This is a genomic window from Microbulbifer salipaludis (assembly GCF_017303155.1).
Lineage (GTDB): Bacteria > Pseudomonadota > Gammaproteobacteria > Pseudomonadales > Cellvibrionaceae > Microbulbifer > Microbulbifer salipaludis.
In genome coordinates, this window is record NZ_JAEKJR010000003.1 from 234,335 (window position 1) to 258,660 (window position 24,326).

At 60.3% G+C, this 24,326-nt stretch carries 20 protein-coding genes; 11 read left to right on the plus strand and 9 right to left on the minus strand.

Going from position 1 to position 24,326, the window contains the following annotated elements:
• Positions 1–18 precede the first annotated feature (18 nt).
• From JF535_RS16260 to JF535_RS16275, 4 genes are all read right to left on the minus strand, one after another.
• Positions 19–2,139: an autotransporter domain-containing protein gene (locus JF535_RS16260; RefSeq protein WP_207004175.1), complete on the minus strand. Its 2,121-nt coding sequence runs from the start codon at positions 2,137–2,139 to the stop codon at positions 19–21.
• A 171-nt stretch (positions 2,140–2,310) separates the two neighbouring features.
• A complete protein-coding gene (locus tag JF535_RS16265) occupies positions 2,311–2,826 on the minus strand; it encodes a DUF2878 domain-containing protein (RefSeq protein WP_207004176.1) in 516 nt (171 codons plus the stop codon).
• Between the two features lie 84 nt (positions 2,827–2,910).
• Complete coding sequence (locus tag JF535_RS16270) at positions 2,911–4,398, minus strand: cryptochrome/photolyase family protein (protein WP_242524063.1); 1,488 nt, start codon at positions 4,396–4,398, stop codon at positions 2,911–2,913.
• A gap of 8 nt (positions 4,399–4,406) precedes the next feature.
• Positions 4,407–5,450: a YbgA family protein gene (locus JF535_RS16275; protein ID WP_207004177.1), complete on the minus strand. Its 1,044-nt coding sequence runs from the start codon at positions 5,448–5,450 to the stop codon at positions 4,407–4,409.
• Between the two features lie 255 nt (positions 5,451–5,705).
• Here JF535_RS16275 and ydiJ point away from each other — a divergent pair, with 255 nt between their 5' ends.
• The 3 genes from ydiJ (at position 5,706) to JF535_RS16290 (ending at position 10,603) form a co-directional block, all read left to right on the plus strand.
• The gene (gene ydiJ, locus JF535_RS16280; protein WP_207004178.1) at positions 5,706–8,783 is read left to right on the plus strand and encodes a D-2-hydroxyglutarate dehydrogenase YdiJ; all 3,078 of its coding nucleotides are present in this window, start codon (positions 5,706–5,708) and stop codon (positions 8,781–8,783) included.
• A gap of 49 nt (positions 8,784–8,832) precedes the next feature.
• Positions 8,833–9,552 (plus strand): tetratricopeptide repeat protein, encoded by a 720-nt coding sequence (locus JF535_RS16285; RefSeq protein WP_207004179.1) that lies wholly within the window; start codon positions 8,833–8,835, stop codon positions 9,550–9,552.
• Positions 9,553–10,177: 625 nt separating this feature from the next.
• The gene (locus JF535_RS16290) at positions 10,178–10,603 is read left to right on the plus strand and encodes an RlpA-like double-psi beta-barrel domain-containing protein (protein WP_207004180.1); all 426 of its coding nucleotides are present in this window, start codon (positions 10,178–10,180) and stop codon (positions 10,601–10,603) included.
• Positions 10,604–10,712: 109 nt separating this feature from the next.
• On the opposite strand, the gene JF535_RS16295 is transcribed toward JF535_RS16290, so the two are convergent.
• Both JF535_RS16295 and JF535_RS16300 read right to left on the minus strand, forming a co-directional pair.
• A complete protein-coding gene (locus tag JF535_RS16295; RefSeq protein ID WP_207004182.1) occupies positions 10,713–11,393 on the minus strand; it encodes a hypothetical protein in 681 nt (226 codons plus the stop codon).
• A 228-nt stretch (positions 11,394–11,621) separates the two neighbouring features.
• Positions 11,622–11,888: a hypothetical protein gene (locus tag JF535_RS16300; protein ID WP_207004183.1), complete on the minus strand. Its 267-nt coding sequence runs from the start codon at positions 11,886–11,888 to the stop codon at positions 11,622–11,624.
• 191 nt (positions 11,889–12,079) lie between these two features.
• On the opposite strand from JF535_RS16300, the gene trhO reads away from it, so the two are divergent.
• Complete coding sequence (gene trhO, locus JF535_RS16305) at positions 12,080–13,093, plus strand: oxygen-dependent tRNA uridine(34) hydroxylase TrhO (RefSeq protein WP_207004184.1); 1,014 nt, start codon at positions 12,080–12,082, stop codon at positions 13,091–13,093.
• A 47-nt stretch (positions 13,094–13,140) separates the two neighbouring features.
• Here trhO and JF535_RS16310 read toward each other — a convergent pair whose 3' ends face one another.
• Complete coding sequence (locus JF535_RS16310; RefSeq protein ID WP_207004185.1) at positions 13,141–13,512, minus strand: hypothetical protein; 372 nt, start codon at positions 13,510–13,512, stop codon at positions 13,141–13,143.
• A 122-nt stretch (positions 13,513–13,634) separates the two neighbouring features.
• Positions 13,635–14,795 (minus strand): iron-sulfur cluster carrier protein ApbC, encoded by a 1,161-nt coding sequence (gene apbC, locus JF535_RS16315; protein ID WP_340674208.1) that lies wholly within the window; start codon positions 14,793–14,795, stop codon positions 13,635–13,637.
• Positions 14,796–15,019: 224 nt separating this feature from the next.
• Here apbC and metG point away from each other — a divergent pair, with 224 nt between their 5' ends.
• The 5 genes from metG (at position 15,020) to JF535_RS16340 (ending at position 19,625) form a co-directional block, all read left to right on the plus strand.
• A complete protein-coding gene (gene metG, locus JF535_RS16320) occupies positions 15,020–17,059 on the plus strand; it encodes a methionine--tRNA ligase (protein WP_207004187.1) in 2,040 nt (679 codons plus the stop codon).
• A 149-nt stretch (positions 17,060–17,208) separates the two neighbouring features.
• Positions 17,209–18,141 carry a D-2-hydroxyacid dehydrogenase gene (locus JF535_RS16325; protein ID WP_207004189.1) on the plus strand — a complete coding sequence of 311 codons (933 nt, stop codon included), beginning with the start codon at positions 17,209–17,211 and terminating at the stop codon, positions 18,139–18,141.
• Between the two features lie 268 nt (positions 18,142–18,409).
• Positions 18,410–18,733, plus strand: a complete 324-nt coding sequence (locus tag JF535_RS16330; protein ID WP_207004191.1) for an ElaB/YgaM/YqjD family protein — start codon at positions 18,410–18,412, stop codon at positions 18,731–18,733.
• Positions 18,734–18,853: 120 nt separating this feature from the next.
• A complete protein-coding gene (locus JF535_RS16335) occupies positions 18,854–19,414 on the plus strand; it encodes a hypothetical protein (RefSeq protein ID WP_207004193.1) in 561 nt (186 codons plus the stop codon).
• A 22-nt stretch (positions 19,415–19,436) separates the two neighbouring features.
• On the plus strand, positions 19,437–19,625 hold the full coding sequence (locus JF535_RS16340; protein WP_207004195.1) for a hypothetical protein: 189 nt from the start codon (positions 19,437–19,439) through the stop codon (positions 19,623–19,625).
• Positions 19,626–19,657: 32 nt separating this feature from the next.
• On the opposite strand, the gene JF535_RS16345 is transcribed toward JF535_RS16340, so the two are convergent.
• Complete coding sequence (locus JF535_RS16345; protein WP_207004197.1) at positions 19,658–21,016, minus strand: nitrate regulatory protein; 1,359 nt, start codon at positions 21,014–21,016, stop codon at positions 19,658–19,660.
• 521 nt (positions 21,017–21,537) lie between these two features.
• On the opposite strand from JF535_RS16345, the gene JF535_RS16350 reads away from it, so the two are divergent.
• Positions 21,538–22,377 carry a formate/nitrite transporter family protein gene (locus tag JF535_RS16350; RefSeq protein ID WP_207004198.1) on the plus strand — a complete coding sequence of 280 codons (840 nt, stop codon included), beginning with the start codon at positions 21,538–21,540 and terminating at the stop codon, positions 22,375–22,377.
• 140 nt (positions 22,378–22,517) lie between these two features.
• A complete protein-coding gene (locus tag JF535_RS16355; RefSeq protein WP_207004200.1) occupies positions 22,518–24,284 on the plus strand; it encodes a bifunctional protein-serine/threonine kinase/phosphatase in 1,767 nt (588 codons plus the stop codon).
• Positions 24,285–24,326: the final 42 nt, after the last annotated feature.

Sequence of the window (24,326 nt, forward strand, 5' to 3'; positions counted from 1 at the left end):
ACCGCAGAAAATTCGGCGTCAGAACCGATAGTTCAGGCTCAGCCCCCCCACGCTGTCGTCCGGGCGCACCAGTAGGTCTGCCGCCACCCGCAGCTTTTCATTGATACTCACCCCCACCATGGCACCAACACCACTCTGGAAGAAGCCGGTTTTGTCGCTGCGATAGGAGGGCAGGCGCGCCCAGTTGTTATAGATGGATTTGACCCCGATACCAAGATCGGCAAAGTCATCGCCGGTGGTGTTTTCCAGCCACAGCTCGCCAAACCACTGGTGTTCCGCGGCATCCGGGCTGTTGTAAAAGAAGCCGGCGCGGTAGCGCAGGTACTCCCGGTCCTGCCCGTGCACCCAGAGCCCCAGGGGGTCCCGGGGCAGGCCCGCGCGGTCGGTGTAGGTGCGCATGGGACGGGTGCGCTCGACAAACCCGTTCACATCAATTTCGGTCCAGTCGACCGCGACAAAGGGCCCCATCTGGCTAGCGAGATTGCGGCTTGCGTCATAACCGGCGCGCACAAAGGCGTTGTAGCCTTCACCGTCGGTGTCTGCGTCCAGCCGGTGACGGAAGCTGTGCCCCAGCTGGATGCTGCGCTCAATGTCATCGTACTGGATGTCGGAGAAGCCGAGGCCACCATCCACAAACCAGAAGCCGTCGTCCCAACGGGCAAAGGCACTGAAGTTCAAATTGCGGGAGCGGAAAAACAGCTTGTCGGGCTCGTACTCACTGCCACCGTAGGACAGGCCGAGGCCCCATTCGAAGTCTTCAAAGCCCGCGAAGCTCATGCCTAGAAAGCCATCCCACACGGGCTGCTCGTCACTGATCGCCGGGCCGGCGCCCGGTTCTGCGTAGCCCACACTGGCACCGAAAAATACCGTGGTAAACGGATCACGGTAGCGCTGGGACATCAGGTGATGATCGATATTGATGCGATGCTGGCGCAGGTTCTGATACCCGAGGTCCGGCAACACGCCAAAACCCACCGCGGCGGTCAGTGTCTCGTAGTAGTAGTCGGCGAGCACACGCTGCCCCACCAGGGTGGGGTGAATCCCGTCATAAAACACCAGCAGGTCCGGGTTGGGATTAGTGCCGTTGGCACCGTAGACCGGGTCCGGGTTGGCGCAATTGATATAACAGGTAGCGCTCTGGTTGATGTCGGCGAGGCCGAACGCCACCGGGTCCTGCAGTACCAGCTCCAGTATCCCTTCCATATCCAGTAGCAAGATATTCCCCACGTCATAATTCAGCTGGCGCCGCAGGGCGTTATTGAATAACTCGGTGCCCCAGTTGGCATACTCGACGGCGGCCTGCCCCTGGGCAACGATCGCGGGGGTGCGCCCGATTCTCGGCGCATTCGTCATCACGATGTACTTGGCTCCAGCGCCCTTGAGTTCGCTGGCGGCGGTGGAGAGGAAGGTGGCCGCACGCTCCATCGACATGAGACTCAGGTTACCCGCGCGCACACCGTCGAGAATATTGTTGCCGCCCCCGTTCAGGAAAAAGAGATCACTGCGCGACGGCATATTCTGCGACAGGTACCCCTGGCCGGTGGCAAACGGCACACCGGTAAGGGTGATGTTGTTGTTCGGGTCATCCACCAGCGCCTGCAGCGCAGCCGGATTATTGAACGCCGCCGTGGCGGCGAGTACTTCCGCGGTGCTCAGATAAGGGCTCTCGCCCGCAGCCGGGTCGCACACCCCATCGGCACCGCAGCGGCTTGCGTCCGGCAAGATGGTCGAGAGCACATTGTGATCGGCCACGGTGGTGTTGGGGAACAGCGCACGAAAACGCTGCGGTCCCACCAGGTCCAGCAGCACATCGGCGGTGCGGTTGCCTCCCACCGCCCAGTTGGGGCCGTTGACCCGCAGCGAATCAAGGATCTGCGCAAGCTGTGCGTCCGGGCTACCCGGCGCTGGGGCGCAGGGAATCAGCCCGCCGAAATCGGCGCCCAGACCAAAGCAGGAATTCTGTGCGGGCACACCCAGACGGTCGGCGAGAAAAGAAACCGCGGGCTGACGCGGGTAAACGCCCTGGGGATCGGCGTTGGTAAACACGCCCGCGTTACCGTTGTCGGCAAGGCTGTCACCAAAGACTACCAGCGAGCGGAATATGGGTTCTTCCGCCAGAGCAAGGGGCGCGCTCGTCACGGCGCTGATCGCCAGCGCCAAAACCCTTGGCAGACAGTACCTGCGGGTGTCCGTTACAGATTGAGAAGTTTGCTTCGAGCGCACGGCGGCCTCCTTGCCACGGCAGAATTTCGTGGCAAGTATAGGTCAATGGCACTGCGGGATTTCTGGATAAGACGGATTGCCTGTAGGTCAGGACGCGCGGCTCTCGGTGGCGTCCATCTGTTCGATCAGGGGAATGAGCACGCCGCTCAGAAACGCCGCCAGCAGGCCCCACACCAGCGCAATGGCCAGCAGACACTCCCACACCGGGCGCCCCCAGGCAGCGGGACCAAACTGCACGCTGTTGAAGTAGAACGCGGGGGCCACGAGAAAGCCAACCAGTGCCGCCCACAGGGGTTTATTGACCAGCCAGGCCAGGGAGTAGCGCATGGTGGTGGCGAGCATGGCCCAGATGCAGATTACCCAGGCCGGGGGCAGGCTGGAGCGGTATTCCTGCACCCCATTCGCCATAAACGCCCATTCCACCGCAAAACCGCAGAAAATGAATCCGAGAATGACAAAAATATCCCGGACATCCCGCCAGATCACAAAGTGCAGCATTACCACAACAAACAGTGCAATTAATGCCAGCGCATTGCCATACAACAGGGCCATCCACCATCCGGCGACAAACAGGGTGAAATTGGCCAGTTTTTTATAATTCATTGGCGACTCAATTATCAGAAAGACTCTGTACCACGAGCGCGTCACTTCGGGGCAAGCCCGAATACTGAATAAATCAGAGGACTGCTAAGACTTCAAGTTAGCAAACACCTCGATTGCCCGTTTGCGGGAGTCGGTCACATCGCAGATGGGCGGCGGGTAGTTTTCCTCGGAGAACAGGTCCTGCGGCGGGCAGTGAATGTCCCGGTCTGACAGCGAAGCCAGCTCCGGCACGTATTGGCGAATAAACGCCCCTTCCGCATCATAACGCTTGGACTGGCTGTAAGGATTGAATACGCGAAAGTACGGCGCCGCATCGGTGCCGGTAGAGGCGGCCCACTGCCAGCCGCCGTTGTTGGCGGCAAAGTCCGCATCCACCAGCTGCTGCATGAAGTAACGCTCGCCTTTGCGCCAGTCGGTGAGCAGATTCTTGGTCAGAAAGGAGGCCACCACCATGCGCAGGCGATTGTGCATCCAGCCGGTCTGATTGAGCTGGCGCATGGCGGCATCGACGATGGGCACCCCGGTCCGCCCCTCGCACCAGCGCTTGAAGTCCTCTTCCCGGTTCGACCAGGGCACCTTCTCCGTTTCCGGCTTGAACGGTTTGTTGCGACACACCCGGGGAAAGTTGACCACCAGATGCTGGTAGAACTCCCGCCACAGCAGTTCACTCAGCCAGGTGTTCGCGCCGTCACTGGCACCCACCCAGCGGCCGCCGTTTGCCTCCAGCGCCATCTTCACACACTGCCGCACGGACACCGCACCGCAGTTCAGATACGGCGACAGCCGCGAGGTATTCTCCTGCGCGGGAAAGTCCCGCAGGCGATCGTAGTCATCCACCTTGTCGGCAAAGGCCGCCAGCAGGCGCGCGCCCGCCGCCTCCCCCGCGGTCCAATCCAGCACCTGCTTTTCACCGCCGGGGGCCACGCCGTAGTCGCCGACGGTGTCAGGTATCGTGCGCACCAGGTTGTTCGGGCCGTCCACCGCAATCCATTCGGGCCACTGCGCCTCGTGATCGGCACCCAGCGCACGGGGTGCCGGCAGGGGCGAGAACGCTTCCCCGCTATTGTCATGCTGGGCAATGAACGCGCGTTTGAACGGGGTGAACACCTTGAAACCATCGCCACTGCCGGTGGTGAGGCTGCCGGGCGGCACCAGGGTACGGTCAGTGGAATACTCTACCGGCACTCCCTGAGCTTTCAGGTGTTGCCGCACTGCCTGGTCCCGCGCCAGCTCATTCACCGGGTACTCGGCATTGGCGTACAGCGCGTCCACCTGCAGTTTTTCCACAATCTGCGCCAGTGCCGCGGGTACATCGGCAAACTGCGCAAGCTCGATGAAATACAGGGGTATCTGCTTTTTCGCCAGCGCCGACTGCAACTGGCGAAGGCTGCGCAGGCGCATGGCGACCACGTTGTCTCCATCGCCATGGCTGCGCCAGGTTTCCGGACAGGCAATAAAGAAAGCGGCCAGGGCTTTGCAACCCCTGGCCGCGCGATACAGGGCCGTGTTATCCGCCATGCGCAGGTCGTTGCGCAGCCACACCAGCCCGCGTTCGTAGACTTTTTCAGACATACATCAGCTCAGTGGAATTCACACAGACCAAGCTCCGCGGGCTCTGCCGCCAGCAGTACCTGACTGTGGATAAAGCTGTGGGGGCTGCGCGGTAAAAAGTGGCGCAGCAGGGTCAACACCGCCGACATGGGCTTGCGCCCGAGCCGGTACTCCTCGATCAGCTCCTTGAGCTCGGCCTTCTCGCGCTTGTCGAGAAACTCACTCAGGTGACCCGCGCTGTGCATCAGGGCGTTGGTTTTATCTTTGCGCGAGGCCGGACGGGAAAGAATGTCCATGATCCGCCCACGCACTTCGAACCGCAGCTCGTCCTCCGGGATGGTTTTGGCGTCCGCCAGATAGCGACCCAGGGCACGGGTTTTGTCCTGGCTGTGGGCCAACAGCAGGTATTTATAGGCGGTGTAAAACTCGATCACGCGGGCAATCAGCGAGCGCGGCTTGTCGGCATCGGCCTCATTGCCGTCGTCCAGCATGCGCTCCGGCGGCTGGTCATCCTGCCCTTCGACACAGCGGAACCAGGCATCATAGGTGAACACCCGGGTCAGGAAGTTCTCGCGCAGTTCACTGTTGTTCAGGCGCCCCACTTCCTCCATCGGCAGGTGCGGGAACTGCTGCTGCAAGCGCCGGGCAAAAACACCCACACCTTCACTGTCGATGCCGTGTCCATTGGCCAGATAGCGGCGCACCCCGTACAGACCGCAGCTGGGGGAGTTCTGCATAAAGATATAGCCGCGCACCCGCTCCAGCTCGGGCACCACCGAGTCCGCGTAGTCACGCAGTGGGCCAGTCACATCCACCTCGGGGTCATCCACGCCGATGACACGCACCGCGTCCACCGGGGCACTGGCTTTCTCTACCAGCAGGTGGATGGGTTTGCGCGGCACCCCCATGCCAATGGCCACCTCCGGACACAGGGGCACATACTCGAAACACTGCGCCAGCAGTCCGGTACAGACCTTGCTGTGTTTGTGTCCACCGTTAAAGCGGACTGGATCGCCCATGGCACACTGGCTGATGCCTACCGGTATTTTTCGCGGCAATCGTTCTGTCTTCATCAATACTCTATCTCGGGCAGGTATGCGTTTACTTTCCACAGTGTACTCTACGACACAGGCGACACCGCGGATGACCCGAAAAGACCGGGCGACCATCTCGCAACAACCCCCTAACAACCCCGCAACAATCCTCCACAGGGAAACCACTTTCCCGGTAATTGTTGCGCAGCACGCCACCGCCGCTAAAATGCGAGTCCGCGTTGCCCAAGTACCCCTTGGGTACGCACCAAGTCTTACCAGATCCCGGGGCCCGGAATGATTCCAGCACTGCGCGAAATCAACGATGTACAGGCGCTTTACCTGCAGTTCCTGCATGCGCTCAAGCAGGCAGGCTTCCACGGGGATGCGAGCCCGAGCTATGCCAGCCGTACGGTGCTCTCCACCGACAACTCCATTTACCAGGTACTGCCGCAGGCGGTGGTGTACCCGCGGGATATTCACGACCTCCAGCTGCTGCTGTCTTTGGCGGACCGCGAGGAGTTCCACAAGGTGGTACTGTCGCCCCGCGGCGGCGGCACTGGCACCAACGGCCAGTCGCTGACCGATGGCATCGTGGTGGACCTCTCCCGCCACATGAACCGCATCCTCGAAATCAACGCCGAAGAGGGATGGGTGCGCGTGCAAACCGGGGTAGTAAAGGATCAGTTGAACGCTGCGCTCAAGCCACACGGACTGTTTTTCGCCCCAGAGCTGTCCACCAGTAACCGCGCCACCATTGGCGGCATGATCAACACCGACGCCTCCGGCCAGGGCTCCTGCCTGTATGGCAAAACCCGCGACCATGTGCTGGAGCTGAAGACCGTGCTGATGGGGGGGGAACTGTGGCACTCCCACGCGATCGACGACGGCGAGCTGGAAAACATTACCCATCGGGACAGTCGCGCCGGCCGCGTCCACCGGGTGACCGACAGCGTCGAGCGCGATAAACGCGCTCTGATCGAAGCCAAGTTCCCCAAACTGAATCGCTGTCTCACCGGCTACGACCTGGCGCACATCCGCGACCGGGACCCGGGCAAGGATGGCCGCTTCAACCTCAACAATATTCTGTGTGGCTCGGAGGGCACCCTGGGGTTTATCGCCGAAGCCAAGCTCAACGTGCTGAAAATCCCCCGCTGCGCCGCACTGGTGAACCTGAATTACGATCATTTCCAGGACGCGCTCAAGGACGCCACCGACCTGATGAGGGCGGGGCCGACGTCCATCGAAACCGTGGACAGCAAGGTGCTGCAGCTGGCCATGGGCGACATCGTGTGGGACAGCGTCAGCGCGTTCTTCCCCCAGGACGAGCGCCCGGTCAAGGGCATCAACTTGGTGGAGTACACCGCGGACTCCGAAGAGGCTTTGGACGAAGCGCTGAAGCGATTCACCGATCATGTGGACGGCCGGATCGGCCAGCCCGGCAAGAGCTTCGGCTACACCATTGCCCGCGGTCACAGTGAGGTCAACAAAATCTGGGGTATGCGCAAGCGCGCCGTCGGACTGCTGGGCAATGTCGAGGGCGAGCAGCGCCCCATTCCGTTTGTGGAAGACTGCGCGGTTCCCCCGGAAAACCTCGCCGAGTTCATCCGCGAGTTTCGCGCGGCGCTGGATGCGGCCGGGTTCGACTACGGCATGTTTGGCCATGTGGACGCCGGCGTACTGCATGTGCGCCCGGCCATCGACATGAAAGACCCCGAGCAGGCCAGACAGGTGCGGGTCATCACCGAGCAAGTGGTGGCGCTGGCGCAGAAGTACAACGGCCTGTTGTGGGGTGAACACGGCAAGGGGGTGCGCTCGGAGTTCGCACCGGCCTTCTTCGGCGAGCTATATCCGGAGCTGCAGAAAATCAAAGCGGCTTTCGACCCCCGCAACCAGCTGAACCCCGGCAAGATCGCCACCCCCAGCGCCGCCTCCGGCCTGCTCAAGATTGACGAGGTCCCCACCCGCGGCGAGCACGACCGGCAGATTCCGGTACAGGTGTGGGAGGGGTACTCGGAAGGGGTCTACTGCAACGGCAATGGTGCCTGTTTCAACTGGAATCCGGACGACGCCATGTGCCCCTCCTACAAGGGCACCCGCGACCGCATCCACTCACCCAAAGGCCGCGCCTCGCTGATTCGCGAGTGGTTGCGGCTGCTGGCGGAGCGCTCGGTGGACCCGGAGGTGGTGGCGCGCAAAAGTCGCGAACAGTCGTTCCTGATCGGGCTGCCGGGGCGCATCAAGAACTCCCTGGCGCGCGCCCGCGGTGAATACGACTTCAGCCACGAGGTGAATGCGTCCATGCAGGCGTGCCTGGCGTGCAAATCCTGCGCAGGCCAGTGCCCGATCAAGGTGGATGTACCCACGTTCCGCGCCAAGTTCCTCGAACTCTATTACAGCCGTTATCTGCGCCCGCTCAAGGACTACTTTGTGGGCGGCCTGGAATTCATGATGCCGCACCTGGCGCGGGTACCGCAGCTGTACAACTGGCCGCTGGGGCTCAAGCCCGTGCGCTGGCTGATGGAACGCGGCCTGGGGCTGACGGACTCGCCCAAGCTGTCTGCCACGCGCCTCGACCAGGCCATGCAGGAGCTGGGGGCTCCCTACGCCAGCCGGGAATCCCTGCGCGCCATGGGGCCGGCACAGCGCGCCAAGGCGGTGGTGATCGTACAGGATGCCTTCACCAGCTACTTCGATGCCGACGTGGTGGCGGACACCCTGCGCCTGCTCAAGCTGCTCGATTTCAATCCGCTGGTAGCGCCCTATCGCGCCAACGGCAAGCCACTGCATGTGCACGGCTTCCTGCGCCAGTTTTCCCAGGCCGCCGCCGGCAACAGTGCCATGCTCAACAGCCTGGCAGAGTGCGGGGTGCCGCTGGTGGGCATCGACCCCTCCATGACCATGACCTACCGCGGGGAATACCAGAAGCTGCTGGGAGACAAAGCCCCGCAGGTACAGCTGTTGCAGGAGTGGCTGGCACAGCACACCGAGCACCTGGCCAGCAACCGCAATCGTCTCCAGAGCCGGCGCTTTACCCTGCTGCCCCACTGCACCGAGCAATCCAACGCCGCCGGCGCCGCGCGCCAATGGCAGGAGGTCTTCCGCGCACTGGGGATGGAGCTGGAGACCCAGGCGGCGGGCTGCTGCGGCATGGCGGGCACCTACGGCCATGAAACCGCCAACAAGGAAACCTCGCGGGTGATCTTCCAGCAGTCCTGGGCCCCCAAGCTGCAGGGCGATACCAGCGCCACACTGGCCACCGGCTACTCCTGTCGCTGCCAGAGCAAGCGCTTCGCAGAGGTCAATTTGCGCCATCCGTTGCAGGCACTACTGGCGCAGATCGAAGATTCGGGGTTTACTGTCAGTAATCACTAACTTGTTCGCCGCGGTTTCAGGCCGCGGCGAACCCTGAGATGGACTGACCATGTTGCGCCTGCGACCATTCCGCCGAGGCCGCCTGCTCGCCCCGCTGGGGCTGGCAATCTGCCTTGCATCCCCCGCTATCACGCACGCCCAGGTGGCAGGCGCCGACATCGACGCCTCGCCGCTTATCCTGCAAGCGGAAGAGCTGGCCCTTGAGGGTAACTACGACGAGGCGCTGCCACTGTACGAGCGCGCCATCGCCGGCCTCGCCGCCGAGCCCCACCGCCAGAACCAGCTGCGCTACCGCTACGGCATCATCCTGAACGCCCTCGGCGGACAGCAGCCAGATCTCTACCCCCTGGCCCGCAGCCAGTTTGAGGCGGTGCTCGGCTACATTGAATCGTCCCCCGGGCTGCCCTTCGAACACTCCGCTGCGCGGGTGCGCTCGGCCATCGCCCACACCTACCACCAGCACTCGGCCCTGCAAGACAACCCCACCAAACGCGCCGCCATGCTGCGCAATGCCTATCTGCTCTACCGCAGTGCCATCGACGCACTGCGCCGCGAAGAAGACTGGCAAAACCTCGCCATTACCGCCTTCAACATCGGTCAGGTGTGCGAGTGGCAGGGCAATCTGGAAGAGGCCATTGAGTGGCTCGAACAGGCGGTAGCGCTGGACCGGCGCCATGGCTTTGCGGATCTGGAAGAAGACCAGGCGTACCTGACGGCCCTGCGGGAAATGGTCAACCCTTCGCGCCCGGTGGGCAATACCGCCATCTGAGCAACGCTGGCGATGGGCCGGGATTCCGGCCGCCCCCGCCAGCACGCCGGAACAGTCTTCCGCTTGCCCGATCCGCCCGATTGGAAAAACCCCCCGCCTTACCGCTTCCCCATCGGCCAAATACAGGCTGATTCTTTCGATTTACGCCGTTTCTTGTGATGAGTGTTCCGGCTATAACGCTGTCATCAAAAATCAGTGTGACTTTGGACCGACAGTCGCAAATAAGTCGAAAAAAATTTTGTTCCACAGGATAGCGGGTCACCGTGCCCGAAGCGTACAAAAATCCACCAATCCCAGATGGCATCGCTGTCAGTGACGCCCCGGGATTGGCAACCCCGTACCCGCAGACGACCCGTTAAGTAACTCTTTGGGACCGCCCCGACGAACAAAATGGGTATTTTTCCTTAATTTCAGTCAATACGCGCCCTAATAGACCTCAAAGGAAAACTAAACGAAAACGCTGTGCAGGATTCACCACTCTCCGCCGCAAAGATTGATTACCCGCTGTGGATCTTTAATATGGCCAGCCCTGATCAATTATTGATCACTTATGAAGAAATCAACTTGGAGGCCCGGCAGATGTAACCCATCTGCGACTGAAGCGCTTTCGGAGGTACTGAACACTATGCGACAGAGTCTTAAAAAGTACGTGATTGTACTCGCAGCGTCACTCTCGGCACTGGCCGGTGGCGACGCCTTTGCCGCGATCAAAAAGGAGCCTGCGAAGAAAAAGAAGTCCATGACCGTCACCGCGACCGCCTACAACTCTGTTGAAGGCCAGACCGATGACGACCCCTGGACCGCGGCCTGGAACAACCGCCTGCGCCCCGGTGACAAGATCATCGCAGTCTCCCGCGACCTGGAAAAGCACGGCCTGACCAACGGCGCCAAAGTGAAGATCGAAGGCTTGCCCGGCACCTACACCGTGCGCGACCGGATGAACAAACGCTACACCAAGCGCATTGATGTGTGGATGGAAGAAGATATCAAGAAGGCCCGCAAGTGGGGCAAGAAGAAGTTGAAAATCATCTGGCACCACGACAAGAAATAGGTCGCCGCTGCCCGGGGACGCCCTGCGCACGCGGGCAGACCCAGGCTGCATGAATACAAAAACCCCGCCTGTGCGGGGTTTTTTGTTGCTTGCAGGAAAAGCACACCACTCACGGTTCCGTGGTGGTCTCCACGCCCTTCAGCTCGCGACAATCCTCGTTGTCGATATTTAACATGCTCGGCTGGCGCGCCTGATTGTAGCGGTGTTCAATGCCCTCATCGCGAAACACCAACAGATACTCTTCCTTTTCCCAACCTTTGTCCGTGCGGTATTCACTCAGCCACAACAGCGCCGGTGAACTTTCATGGCAATTGCCATAAAACATGCGGGTCTTTTCCACCAGCTCTTTGGTGAGGTAATCCCGATAGGTGCCCGGATAGGTAAAGCGCTCGCCGGAAAGGTCGACGTCTGTCACACCGTCTTCGCTGCCCTCCAGCTCTGCCTGGGATTGATCCCGTTGCGCGGCGGTGCTTCCCGCAACATCGTCCTGTTCAAGCCGCGCGAACTCCTCAGGCTCCGGCGGTTCTTCACCCTCCGGCCGCGCGCGCTCGGGTTCAGCGCCCCGGTCGACGATACGCTCAAGAAAAATTGCGGTGTTTTCATCGCAGTCGATGCAGGTTCGCCCGGCAATGATCGCGTAGCCGTTCAACTCCGAGATCAACTTGGCCTCGGCGAGATCCACATCGATCACCCGATCATCCGACAGCGTCAGCGAAATGCCCGACTGCGCCGGCATGGCGGAGGAAAAGCACAACAGGGGAATAGCGAGAATGGGAAGGAAATTTTTCATGCAGAGCAACCACACTTTATACATCTGCAACTGTGGCGGCCCGGTGACCGCGATCAGTTGGCACCGCCAAGGCAACATTCCTTGCTGCCCGTTGGCGGCGCCGCGATTGGGTAGTGCTGTTACACTGTCGCGATTCCCTTCTATGTATAACCTTAGCAGGCCATTCGAAACCTGCAGCGGGCAGCGCTGTTTATTTGTAAACGTACTTGCCGCACCGGGTCACCGACGCTAGGGCGCTTCCCAGCCGCCGCTGGCCTCCACAGGGCCAATAAATGCCCCCAACCCCTCTTCTTTCAGTGCATCCAGCGCTTCCTGCAAGGCCTCTTCTTCGGTCTCGAAGGCGTCCTCCCACACCGTGGTGTTGTTGTTCTCGTCAACAATCTCCAGTAACCAGCCACCCTCGCCATCGGCATAAATGTCGATATTGAGCGTGTGATTGCCATCGCTGTAGGCGCGGCTGAGAGGGGATTCTTGCGGAGTGATTTCTTCGGCCATGGGGATAACCTCGCTGGCAACCGGGGCGACAAGGAAAATGCGGAGTTTTCCGCGCCCACTGAATCATGGGTCACGGGGCGCCCTCCGCTGTCGAAAAAGTGTACGACAGCACAGGGATTTTTCGTTAGAATGCGCGGCGATTTTTACCCACTGCCCCGGATTTACGCTCCGGCCCGCAAAAGGACAACACCATGACCCACGCAACCGACGTTGTGGTCTGCGCGCTGTACAAATTTGTCAGCCTCGAAGACTACGAATCCCTGCGCCAACCGCTGCTCCAGACCCTGCTCGACAACGAGGTGCGCGGCACCCTGCTGCTGGCCCGCGAGGGGCTCAACGGCACCGTCGCCGGTAGCCGCAGCGGGATTGATAACCTGCTCGCCTACCTCAAGTCTGACCCGCGCCTGGCGGAGTTGGACTACAAGGAATCCTATACCGCAGAAATGCCCTTCCTGCGCAGCAAGGTCAAACTCAAGCGGGAAATCGTCACCATGGGTGTCGAGGGCATCGACCCGCGACGCACCGTGGGCACCTACGTGAAGCCGGAAAACTGGAACGCGCTGATTTCAGACCCGGAAGTCCTGCTGATCGATACCCGCAACGATTACGAATTCCAGGTGGGCACCTTTGAGCGCGCGGTCAACCCCAACACCACCAGCTTCCGCGAATTCCCCCAGTACGTAAAAGAGCACCTGGATCCGCAAAAGCACAAGAAGGTGGCGATGTTCTGCACCGGCGGCATCCGCTGTGAGAAATCCACCGCCTACCTGAAAGAGCAGGGATTTGACGAGGTGTACCACCTGCAGGGCGGTATCCTCAAATATCTGGAGGATGTGCCCAAGGAAGACACACTGTGGAAAGGGGAATGCTTTGTGTTCGACGACCGGGTCACCGTGAATCACGACCTGGAGCGCGGCAGCTACCAGCAGTGCAATGCCTGCCGGATGCCGGTCACTGACGAAGAGATGCAGTCTGCGCAGTTTGAACAGGGCGTCAGCTGCCCACACTGCTTTGATTCCGTATCAGAGGCAGACAAGGCCCGCTTCCGCGAGCGCGAAAAGCAGATTCAACTGGCGAAGGCGCGGGGCGAAGACCATCTCGGGCACGACGCCAAGGCCTCTACCCTGGCCCGCCGGGAGCAAAAGCGAGCGCTGCGCCGCCAGCAGGCGGAGCAGGCGAAAAGGAAGTCTCAGGTAACCGGTTGAATACTGGCGATATAGGCGATATAGGCGATATAAAGGGAGCCCGGCACTCAGGGCTCCCTGCTGGCAAGCCACTCCAGCGCAGAGTGCTCGGTAACGAACTCCACCACCCGCAGGCCTTTGGCAGTAGCCGCTTGGTCGATCCCGACGTTGGCATTGTGGTGCGGGGCGTGTAATACCGCGATGTGCGCATGACTGAGGCCCGGCAGGGTGGCGGCGTAGACGCCAAATTCCTGCCGCTGCTGCATATCCAGCAACACCTTCGCCTCACGCACATCCACCACCAACAACAGGGGGTGCAGGTGGCCATACTTCTCCGCCACCTGCCGCGCCGCCGCCATTTTCTGCTCGATGGATACCTCATCAAAGAATACCGCCCGCACTACGCGGTTTGGCGCATCGTATCGAATTTGAAAGCTCAACTGTCTATCTCCCGAACCGCCAACGATTTCGCCCTAGCATGCCTACCGGTCAATTAAAAACCCTACTAACAACGAAAACTATGCCCCCATTAGGGCATAACAAGTGATTTAAGGCGCCAGCGTCACACATTCTCGATGTCCGGCACCGCGTCTTCTTCCCCGCACAGCCACGCCTGTGCCGCGGCTTTTCGTGCAATCGCCATGTAAAGGCCGGCCACCTCGCCCTCTGGGTCTTGCGACACCGTCGGCTGACCGCTGTCTACCTGTTCGCGAATGGACATCGCCAGGGGCAGCTGCCCCAGCAACTGGGTCTGATAATCCCGCGCAATCTTTTCCCCACCGCCGGCGCCAAAAATGGGTTCCCGATGACCGCACTGCGAGCAGGTGTGCAGCGCCATGTTTTCCACGATGCCCAGCACCGGCACCGAGACCTTGCGGAACATCTCCACGCCCTTGATCGCATCCACCAGCGCCAGGTCCTGGGGTGTGGTCACGATCACCGCACCGGCCAGAGTCACCTTCTGCGCCAGCGTCAGCTGGATGTCACCGGTGCCCGGGGGCATGTCTACAACGAGATAATCCAGCTCGCCGTCTTCACTGCCCTGCCCCCACAGTGTCTGGGTCAGCATCTGGTTCAGCGCACCACTGGCCATGGGCCCGCGCCACACCGCCGGGGTGCTCTCGGTGAGCAGATAGCCAAGCGACATGGTCTGCAATCCCTGCGCCGGTATCGGTACAAAGAACTTGCCGCCCTGCACCTCGGGCCGCAGCCCTTCGGTGCCCAGCATGGTGGGCAGGCTGGGACCATAAATGTCTGCGTCCAGCAGGCCCACGGAAGCGCCCTCTGCCGCCAGCGCCAGTGCCAGATTCACCGCCGTGGTGGACTTGCCTACGCCTCCTTTACCGGAAGCGACCGCGATGATGTTCTTTACCGCGCGCAGGGCCTCGACACCCTCACCGAACTCTGTACGGCCGATATCGAAATACAGATCACTCTGGATCGACGCCCCCTTGAGCGGGCCGTCGGCGAGCAGCGGCGCACAGGCGCTATGGATGCGCTGGGCCCAGGCATCCTGCTGACTCGCGCAGGGGTAACCCAGGGTCACACCGGTGAACAGGGTGCCGTCGTCAAAGCCCACCTCAATATCGGCCTCCAGCTGATCCAGCGGCAGCCCGGTGGCAGGATCCTCAAGCGCCCCGATTACCTCCGCTACGCGCTCCAGCTGAGCCTGGACGTCTGCGGGAATATCCTCGTGGTCATGTTCATGCTGATGGTCGGTCACACTGCGATCCTCGCTGCTGGCTGGCGGGAAGGGATTTCCCGCGTGGGTTTGCGGCGGCATTGTGGGCAAGGTACGCAGCCAACACAAGGGTGATACGGCCCATCGCGGGTGCCTTGCAGGGCCCATTTCTGCTATATTCCGCGCTCTTTTCCGGTCGCCCCCGGCACCGGCAAGCGCCCCCGAACTACTTGGACAATCCAGTCTCGCAGCTTTTGGAATCAACGATGTCTCAGACTCGCACCCAGCCCAGAAACATCCTCGTCACCAGCGCCCTGCCCTATGCCAATGGCTCCCTGCATCTGGGCCATATCCTCGAGTATATCCAGACGGATATCTGGGCCCGCTTCCAGCGCGCGCAGGGTAACCAGTGCCTGTACATGTGCGCCGACGATGCGCACGGCACCGCCATCATGCTGAAAGCCGAACAACTGGGCCTGACCGCGGAACAGCACATTGCCAATATGCAGGCCGAGCACCAGCGGGACTTCAACGACTTCCTGATCGGTGTGGATAACTATCACTCCACCCACTCGGAAGAGAACCGCGAACTGTCGGCGATGATCTACAAGCGCCTGCGCGACAACGGGCACATCGCCTCGCGCACCATTACCCAGGCGTTCGACCCCGAGAAGGAACTGTTCCTCGCCGACCGCTACATCAAGGGCACCTGCCCGAAATGTAAAACAGAAGACCAGTACGGCGACAACTGTGAAGCCTGTGGCGCGACCTACAGCCCCACCGAACTGATCAACCCGGTCTCCGTCATCTCCGGCGCCACACCGGTGGAGAAAGAGTCCGAGCATTTCTTCTTTACCCTGCCGGCCTTCACCGATTTCCTGAAGCAGTGGACCCGCGCTGGCCACCTGCAGAATGAAGTGGCGAACAAGCTCGCCGAGTGGCTGGACGAGGGGCTGCAGGAGTGGGACATCTCCCGCGATGCCCCCTACTTCGGCTTCGAAATCCCCGATGCCCCGGGCAAGTATTTTTACGTGTGGCTGGACGCACCCATCGGCTATATGGCGAGCCTGAAAAATTACTGCGATGAGAAAGGCCTCGACTGGCAGGAATACTGGAAGAAAGACAGCAGCGCCGAGGTGTATCATTTTATCGGCAAGGACATCGTCAACTTCCACGCCCTGTTCTGGCCGGCGATGCTCGACTCCGCCGACTTCCGCACCCCCAGCAAGGTGTGTGTGCACGGCTTCCTGACCGTGAATGGCAAGAAGATGTCCAAGTCCCGCGGCACCTTCATCAATGCGCGCAACTACCTCGACCACCTGAGCCCGGAATACCTGCGCTACTACTTTGCCGCCAAACTCACCGCCGGTGTCGACGACCTGGACCTGAACCTGGACGACTTCATCGCCAAGGTGAATTCGGACCTGGTGGGCAAAGTGGTCAACATCGCCTCGCGCACCGCTAAGTTTGTGAGTAAATCCGGCGGTAATCTGGCCAGCGAGCTGGCCGACGCCGCACTGTGGAACCAGTTTGTGGAAGCCGCGCCGCGTATCACCGAATTCTTTGAAGCGCGCGAATACAGCCGCGCAACCCGCGAAATCATGGCACTGGCCGATGCCGCCAATGCCTGGATCGCCGACAAAGCACCCTGGTCGCTGGCGAAGGAAGAAGGCAAGGAAGCGGAAGTGCTGGCGATCTGCTCCCAGGGCGTGAACATGTTCCGCGCGCTGATGACCTGGCTGGCACCGGTACTGCCGGAAACCGCAAAAAAAGCCGAGGAATTCCTCGGCGTGGCGCTGGACTGGAACGCCGCCGTGACACCGCTGGCCGGCCACACCATCAACAAGTTCAAGCCGCTGATGCAGCGTGTGGAAAAGCCCCAGGTGGAAGCGATGCAGGAAGCGGCGAAGGAATCCCTCGCACAGCTGCAGGCAGAAGCGAAGGCGGCGAGCGGCCCGCTAGCGGACGATCCACTGGCAGAGCAGATTCAGTTCGACGATTTTGCCAAGGTCGACCTGCGCATTGCGCTCATTGCCAATGCGGAGCATGTGGAAGGTGCCGGCAAGCTGCTGCGCCTGACCCTGGACCTGGGTGGCGAAACCCGCAATGTATTTGCCGGCATCAAGAGCGCCTACAGCCCGGAAGACCTGATCGGCAAGCACACGGTGATGGTGGCCAACCTGGCGCCGCGCAAGATGCGCTTTGGTGTCAGTGAAGGCATGGTGCTGGCGGCGGGCCCGGGGGGCAAAGACCTCTGGATTCTGGAGCCACACGCCGGTGCGCAGCCGGGTATGCGGGTGATGTAAATCCAGCTCGCGCCCGGGGCTTTGTTTGAAGTTCCGGGCGGCCCTCAGCGGTCGCCTTCAGCTCCACAGCCTCATCGGCAATCGTTCCGCAGAACGTGCCCCCTGGGGGCCCTGGCTTCAACTTCATTAAATTAAAAAGGATATTGGAAATGCGTGGGGTTTTTCTGGATACGCTGACGATGAAACTGGAGGAGCTGGATACGGCCGCTCTGGAAAACGCGCTCGATCAATGGGATTTTTTTGAAACCACCTCGCCCGAGCAGACCGCAGAGCGTATTGCCAACGTGGACGTGGTGATCACCAACAAGGTGGTGCTCGACCGGCAGTTGATTGAAAGTGCCCCAAACCTGAAACTGATCTGCGTCTGCGCCACCGGCACCAACAACATCGACCTGGACGCCGCCGCGGAAAAAAATATCCCGGTCAAAAATGTCACCGGCTATACCGGCGCATCCCTCGCGCAACATACCCTCGCCCTGATCCTCGCCCTCGCTACCCGCTGGCACCAGTATCACGCGGACGTACGCAATGGCAGCTGGGCCGCATCGCCCGTATTCTGCCGCCTTGATTATCCGGTAATCGAACTGGCGGGAAAAAAACTAGGTATCATCGGCTACGGCGATCTCGGGCAGAAGGTCGCACAGCTGGGGCAGGCGCTGGGCATGGACGTGCTGGTTGCCGAGTCCTTCAGCGGGGCGCAAAAAGCAGGGCGGGTACCCCTCGGCCAACTGCTGGCAGAGTCGGATGTGGTAAGCCTGCACTGTCCGCTAACGCCAGCCACCGACCAGATGGTAGACGCGGCCTTTCTCGCAGCCATGAAACCTACCGCGTTTCTGATCAACACCGCCCGCGGCGGGCTGGTGGATGAGAAAGCCCTGCTTGCCGCGTTGCGCAGCGGTGACATTGCCGGCGCGGCCCTCGATGTGTTGAGCGTAGAGCCGCCGCCCGCCGATCACCCGCTGCTGGCCGACGACATCCCCAACCTAATTATCACGCCCCATAACGCGTGGATCAGCCGTGAGAGCCGCCAGAGACTGCTCGACGGTGTGGTCGACAATATCACCCAACAGTTTTCCATATAAAAAGCCCCGGACTGCCCCTGGGACTGCCCCTGGTAGGAGGTGTGAAACTGTCGTGCGCGGTGCAGAACTCTCTTCCGCGGAGCAGAACTGTGCATGCGGGACCGGGTAGTCCGGGGCTTGATAAACCGAAAACCCGCCCTGTTCACGCCTGTTCGATCTATCGCGTGACTCGCTAAGACCGATTATTTTTATCGGTGATTTTTCTCTCCCAACGCCCCCGCCACAAGCCTATCCTTCGCGCTCAACCTGACTATCAGAGGAGAACGTCATGGCATCTGCAAAAATGCCCAACAGTGGCACACATTCAACTCGCGATAAATTGAGTCAAGCCTATAACCTGGCCGGCGAGGCCGCGCACGATACCGCGGAGCAGGTAAAAACCCGCGCTCGTGAAACGGCAGATCAGGTCAAGTCACGTGCTCGTGAAACCGCCGATCAGGTGAAAGCGCGCACCCAGGCCGGTGTAGAACACAGTAAGCAACGCGCCCACGATGTGGCAGAGCGCGCAGAAAGCTCCATCAAGGCCCATCCGCTGGTCAGTGTGGGCTGCGCCTTTGCCGCCGGCTGGCTCATTGCGAAAATCTTGAAATAACCTTGAAGCAACTTTGCAACAACCTTGAAGTAACGAAGAAACAACGAGGCTCTATCTGTTCAGGCCGCATGCCTGAACAGGCAAACTGTATAACTTGCTGGCGATTCTGGGGATTACTGCATGGCCGGATCAGAAAAACCGGAACAGAGACAGGATACCGCTAACAGCGACGCTGCATCGACCACGAGCAAGGAAGGCGTTCAGCAATCCCCTGACCCGGCTGCCGACACCAGCGGCCGGGCACACTATGCTGAGAAAGACGCGGGTGCCGGTGAGTCGATCTCTGGCATAAAGACCGAAATCGATGCCCTCGTTCAACGGGCCGAGGCGACCATGACACTGGCTACCGCCTGGTCAGAGAATTTCACCCGCCTTGTGCAACTGGAGTTCCAGCGCACCCTAAGCGCCGGAAAGCGCATCGTCGTATTACTGCTGTTCCTATTTTTTCTCGCCGTTGCGTTGATCGTGAGCCTGTGCGCAGGCTTGGGATTGCTCGGTTATTATTTCTTCCAGTCCATCTATCTGGGTTTCGGGATTTTCTTCCTATCACAGTTGCTGGTTTTTTCCGGCTTGCTGTTGTCGATCAACCGCCTGCGCGGGTTACTCGGCTTTGAAGAAAGTAAAAAACAGGTCAATGAGGCACTGAACGATGTCACTGCGCTCTTTAAACAGACAGATTAAACACTGCCGGGAGGAAATGGACTTGCAGCGCGAAAGTGCGGTGTCCCTTCTGGAGCAGCAGCGTGTCCAGGCACTGACGCAAACCCGAAGAGTTCCTTTGCCCGTCGCCATGGGCCTTGCATTTGCGGGCGGCTATGTTCTGCAGCGTTTCTTTAATACCCCCGCGCCACATACACTGATCAACTGGTACCTGACACTGCGGGCATTCTGACCGCCAGCACTGTCTCGCCAGCGGGATTCGGTTCAAACCGGTTTGCCATCTCCCGTTGTGGATCTGGGCCGCGCACTGCCGCCACCGGGCTTCGCGGCACTGCGCTGGTTTCCGATTTCAATAATTTTTTGCGCCACGTCCGCCAGCCTGAGATTCATTTCCATCGCTCGCTGCTGCATGGTTCGATAGGCATCGTCTTCACTCAGGCGCAGGTTGCGCATCAGTACGCCCTTGGCCCGCTCAATCAACTTGCGCTCCGTCAGCGCCCGACGGGTTTCTTCCAACTCCTCGTTCACCTTTTGAATATGCGCCACCTGCGAACGGATCAGATCGTACAGGGAGTGCGTCAGATTCTGGCCGTGCAGTGTTGGCACTGCTGCCGCCTCCGCGCGGCCGTAGAGCCCGGGCACTTCCGGATCGAACAAAACCGCCAGCGCCGGTACGCGCCCCCAGTCAGAGGATTTCATTTTCTGCAGTTGCGCGCGATGATGACCCAGCTCCGATTGTGCATCGGCCACCCGCTGACGGCTCACCTGCAACAGGCGGGCGGCCATCGCATCTTCGACACCGTGCATGGCATCAATACGCGTGGTGGCCAGCTGATACCAGACTTCGCTTACCTCGGGGGAAATGGGCTCGCCGTTTTTCAGCCCTGCAATCACCCGGCGCAGACGATTCAAATCCCGCGATGCCTCACTGTGCATAATTTCCTGCCAGCTGGATTCTTCGCTCTCTCCGGCGAACTCCAGAAAGACTTCTAGGCTGCGCCGCTGGCAGTCCTGTAATTGTTCAAGACGCAAATGCAGCTTTTCGTCGAACCGGCTACCGGCAAAACCGATGGCACCCCAGGCCCGCTCCTGCCCCGCGAACTCCTTGGCCTGCATAAAATTGAACAGCGCCACCAGCAACCGGGTTACCTCCGGGTCATCTGCCACGTCGGCGGCCTCAAACACCACCGAGAGCAACCCGGCAATCAATCGGCAGTAAGCATCCGTGGATGCCAGGGCGTTCACCTCAAATGCGTCGATGTGACGTCGCAGCTCTTCAAGCTCATCCAGGCCATGCAGTGAATAGGCGATGCTGTTCAACAGGCGCATATCTCGCGGACTGCTGCAGCGGTCGCCCTGTAGATACTGATCATGCAGTAACTGGCGGAAGGTGTCCGCACTGCATGTACCTTCCCGGATCTGCTCCATGCGCAGTGCGGCGAACCGATGCCCGGAGGACACCAGGTAGATATTGCTGATACCGCGCTCCCGCTGCAGCTGGTGAACCAGGTCCGATACGGTGGTCACCAGTTCACAACTACTCGCCAGTCGCTCCAACGCCTGGATCTCGGAACGCTTGGCGGCGAGCAGGAATTTTTCTGCGTCTTCACTGTGATTGGGCATAGAGGCACTTTTAACAAAGAGTAATAATCCGCGGGCTGGGCGCCGGCGATGGTGTTATGAAGTATTAACGAGCAATAAATATTCCATTGTTGAACGGTTTTCTGGTGAGACATCAGTCAAACTTTGCGCACCCCAGCGGCTAATTGCACGCCCCGAAACACACCATGCCGTGACCGCTCGCACCACAATCGCGCATTATGTGAGCGGCGCTGCGGCACCTGCCTTCCAAAACAATGGATTTCACCCGATTTTTTAATCATCCGCCGACGTTGGCACCGAACTTGCTTCAAGCCTAAGCGTAGGCTTCTCGCGCAACAGGTTGTGCGAAACCTGCTGGGCTTTGGCCCATGCAATAAAAATATTCTGGATAAAGGCGTCCATCACGTTCCGGCTACGGCTGGTCTGTGTGGGCGCTTTTTTTGTGCCCGGGAAAAGTTGTTGTGGACAACACGCCGTTAGCGCAGACACCCATTTCCAACACAGATGGCCAACCGGCTCTCAAACTTTCAAAGGTGACAACTATGGCTTATCTCGTTCCCAACGAATTCGTGACCAAAATGGTCGACGCGGGGGAATCCAAAATTTACATGTCCACCCGCGACACCCTGGTACGCGCTTATATGGCGGGTGCCATCCTGGCACTGGCTGCGGTGTTCGCGGTAACCGTGGCGGTGACCACAGGCTCGCACCTTGTCGGGTCAATCCTGTTCCCGGTGGGCTTCTGTATGCTCTACCTGATGGGCTTCGATCTGCTCACCGGTGTGTTCGTGCTTGCGCCGCTGGCCTGGCTCGACAAGCGACCGGGCGTTACCTGGGCCGGAATCCTGCGCAACTGGGGGCTGGTTTTCGTGGGCAACTTTGCCGGCGCACTCACGGTCGCGGTGATGATGGCCTTTGTGTTTACCATGGGCTTTAACACCGAGCCGGGTGCGGTGGGTGCCAAGCTTTCCTCCATCGGTGAAGCGCGTACTCTCGGCTACGCCGAGTACGGAGCCGCTGGCTGGTTCACCATCTTCGTGCGCGGCATGCTGTGTAACTGGATGGTATCTATGGGCGTGGTTGGGGCGATGGTATCGACCAACGTCAGCGGCAAGGTGATCGCCATGTGGATGCCGATCATGCTGTTCTTCTTTATGGCCTTCGAGCACTCCGTGGTGAACATGTTCCTGTTCCCCACCGCAATCATGATGGGCGGCGACTTTTCGGTGATGGATTATCTGATCTGGAACGAAATCCCCACTGCACTGGGCAACCTCGTTGGCGGTCTCGCGTTTACCGGCCTGACCCTGTACAGCACACACTACAAAACCGCACCGAAACGCCAGCTGACCGCGGCGGACACAAACCCGGCGCTCGCCTGAACACAGCCTACAAGACCCGCTCCTGCGGTAGTGGTGTTCACGTAACACAGCCACGGGCGAAGGTGGCGATGCCGGGTGCGGCACCGCCACCAAAAGGCTTAAGTGAACACCATTACGCACCGGCGGGGCTCTTTTATTCTATGAACAACACTCTGCAGCTCGACATCGGCCAGTACAGCAGCGCCGGCCTCAAAGCGGAAAACCAGGATAGCTGCGGCAGCCGGGTTCCGTCTGGGCCGCCACTGGAACTGAAAGGCGCCGCCTTTGCGATCGCCGATGGCATCAGCTCAAGCGCGGTCAGCGCCATTGCCAGCGAGACTGCGGTAAAAAGTTTTCTCGACGACTACTACTGCACGTCCGACGGCTGGAGCGTACAAAGCTCTGTGACACAGGTATTGAAAGCCACCAATGCCTGGCTCTATGGCCAGACCCGGCAAAGCCCCTACCGATACGATAAAGACAAAGGCTATGTGTGTACCTTCAGCGGGGCAATCTTCAGGGGTATGGAAGCCCACCTGTTTCATGTTGGTGACTCGCGCATTTACCGGCTGCGCCGCGGGTCGCTGGAACAACTCACCCATGACCACCGCCAATGGGTGGGAGAAGGCCGCAGCTATCTCAGCCGTGCCCTCGGGGTTACACCGCACATAGAGGCCGATTACCAACGGCTGACACTGGCCGTGGGTGACGTGTTTATTCTTACCACCGATGGCGTGCACGAATCCCTTGCGCAGGCTGAGCTGGCCGGACATCTCAAGCGGCGCGATAGCGACCTGAGCGATATCGCGAGGACCCTGGTCGACACAGCCCTGGCCAACGGCAGTACGGATAACCTGACGGTGCAACTCGTGCGCATCACCGGACTGCCCGATGCCACGCCACAATTGATCGAACCGATCGAAAAACTGCCGCTCCCGCCGCTACTGAAAAGCGGCGACCTGTTCGACGGCTACCGCATTGAGCGCGAGATACATGCCAGTAGCCGAAGCCACGTCTACCTGGCGTACGACCAGGCGAGCGATACCCGTGTGGTACTGAAAACCCCGTCCATCGACCTGTCGGACGATCCCGCTTACCTCGAACGGCTGCTGATGGAAGAGTGGGTCGCCCGCCGCGTGAACAGCGTGCACGTGGTACGCGCAGCCGCCACCCATCGCCCCCGCCACTATCTGTATACCGCGATGGAACTGGTGGACGGTCAGAACCTGCGCCAGTGGATGACCGATCACCCCAACCCGGATCTGGAAACCGTGCGCGGCATCGTGGAACAGGTGGCCAAGGGCCTGCAGGCACTGCACCGGGCGGAAATCCTGCACCAGGATGTGCGACCGGAAAACCTCATGATCAGTCCCGCAGGCACCGTCACCCTGATCGATCTGGGCTCGGCCCGGGTCAGCGGTATTGCGGCAAGTTACCGGGTGAATCATCCAGAGAGTGATGCGGCAACCGCAGGGGAAACCGGCGCGCAGATTCTCGGTACGGCCCTGTACAGCGCACCGGAGTATTTTCTTGGTGACCTGGGCAGCCCCCGCTCGGACCTTTTTTCTCTGGCGGTGCTGACCTATCACCTGCTATCCGGCGAATTTCCCTACGGCACCCGGGTGGCCCGCTGCACCACTCAGGCCGCACAACATAAATTGGGCTACCGCAGTGTACTGAACGAAACCCGGGCAATTCCCGCGTGGATCGATGCCGCCCTGAAAAAGGCACTGCACATAAACCCGCTGCGACGCCACGAGGCTCTTTCCGAGTTTGTGCGCGAGCTGCGGTACCCGAACCCGGAATACATCCATGCCACGCGCCCGCCGTTGATGGAACGCTACCCGGTGCGTTTCTGGCAGTCGGTCAGCGGCATTCTGCTGCTGATCATCGTGTACCTGCTGAACCTGATCGGCACAACCACCTAAACACACATTCCCCCAACCGTTCGACCCCAGACAGGAGCAACC

Bases quoted from the DNA above. Each gene is read 5' to 3' on its own strand.
- JF535_RS16285 (WP_207004179.1), top strand. From the start codon at position 8,833: ATGTTGCGCCTGCGACCATTCCGCCGAGGCCGCCTGCTCGCCCCGCTG.
- JF535_RS16345 (WP_207004197.1), bottom strand. From the start codon at position 21,016: ATGCCCAATCACAGTGAAGACGCAGAAAAATTCCTGCTCGCCGCCAAG.
- ydiJ (WP_207004178.1), top strand. From the start codon at position 5,706: ATGATTCCAGCACTGCGCGAAATCAACGATGTACAGGCGCTTTACCTG.
- JF535_RS16325 (WP_207004189.1), top strand. From the start codon at position 17,209: ATGCGTGGGGTTTTTCTGGATACGCTGACGATGAAACTGGAGGAGCTG.
- JF535_RS16335 (WP_207004193.1), top strand. From the start codon at position 18,854: ATGGCCGGATCAGAAAAACCGGAACAGAGACAGGATACCGCTAACAGC.
- trhO (WP_207004184.1), top strand. From the start codon at position 12,080: ATGACCCACGCAACCGACGTTGTGGTCTGCGCGCTGTACAAATTTGTC.
- JF535_RS16275 (WP_207004177.1), bottom strand. From the start codon at position 5,450: ATGAAGACAGAACGATTGCCGCGAAAAATACCGGTAGGCATCAGCCAG.
- JF535_RS16355 (WP_207004200.1), top strand. From the start codon at position 22,518: ATGAACAACACTCTGCAGCTCGACATCGGCCAGTACAGCAGCGCCGGC.
- JF535_RS16290 (WP_207004180.1), top strand. From the start codon at position 10,178: ATGCGACAGAGTCTTAAAAAGTACGTGATTGTACTCGCAGCGTCACTC.
- JF535_RS16265 (WP_207004176.1), bottom strand. From the start codon at position 2,826: ATGAATTATAAAAAACTGGCCAATTTCACCCTGTTTGTCGCCGGATGG.
- metG (WP_207004187.1), top strand. From the start codon at position 15,020: ATGTCTCAGACTCGCACCCAGCCCAGAAACATCCTCGTCACCAGCGCC.
- JF535_RS16350 (WP_207004198.1), top strand. From the start codon at position 21,538: ATGGCTTATCTCGTTCCCAACGAATTCGTGACCAAAATGGTCGACGCG.
- JF535_RS16270 (WP_242524063.1), bottom strand. From the start codon at position 4,398: ATGTCTGAAAAAGTCTACGAACGCGGGCTGGTGTGGCTGCGCAACGAC.
- JF535_RS16295 (WP_207004182.1), bottom strand. From the start codon at position 11,393: ATGAAAAATTTCCTTCCCATTCTCGCTATTCCCCTGTTGTGCTTTTCC.
- JF535_RS16300 (WP_207004183.1), bottom strand. From the start codon at position 11,888: ATGGCCGAAGAAATCACTCCGCAAGAATCCCCTCTCAGCCGCGCCTAC.
- JF535_RS16330 (WP_207004191.1), top strand. From the start codon at position 18,410: ATGGCATCTGCAAAAATGCCCAACAGTGGCACACATTCAACTCGCGAT.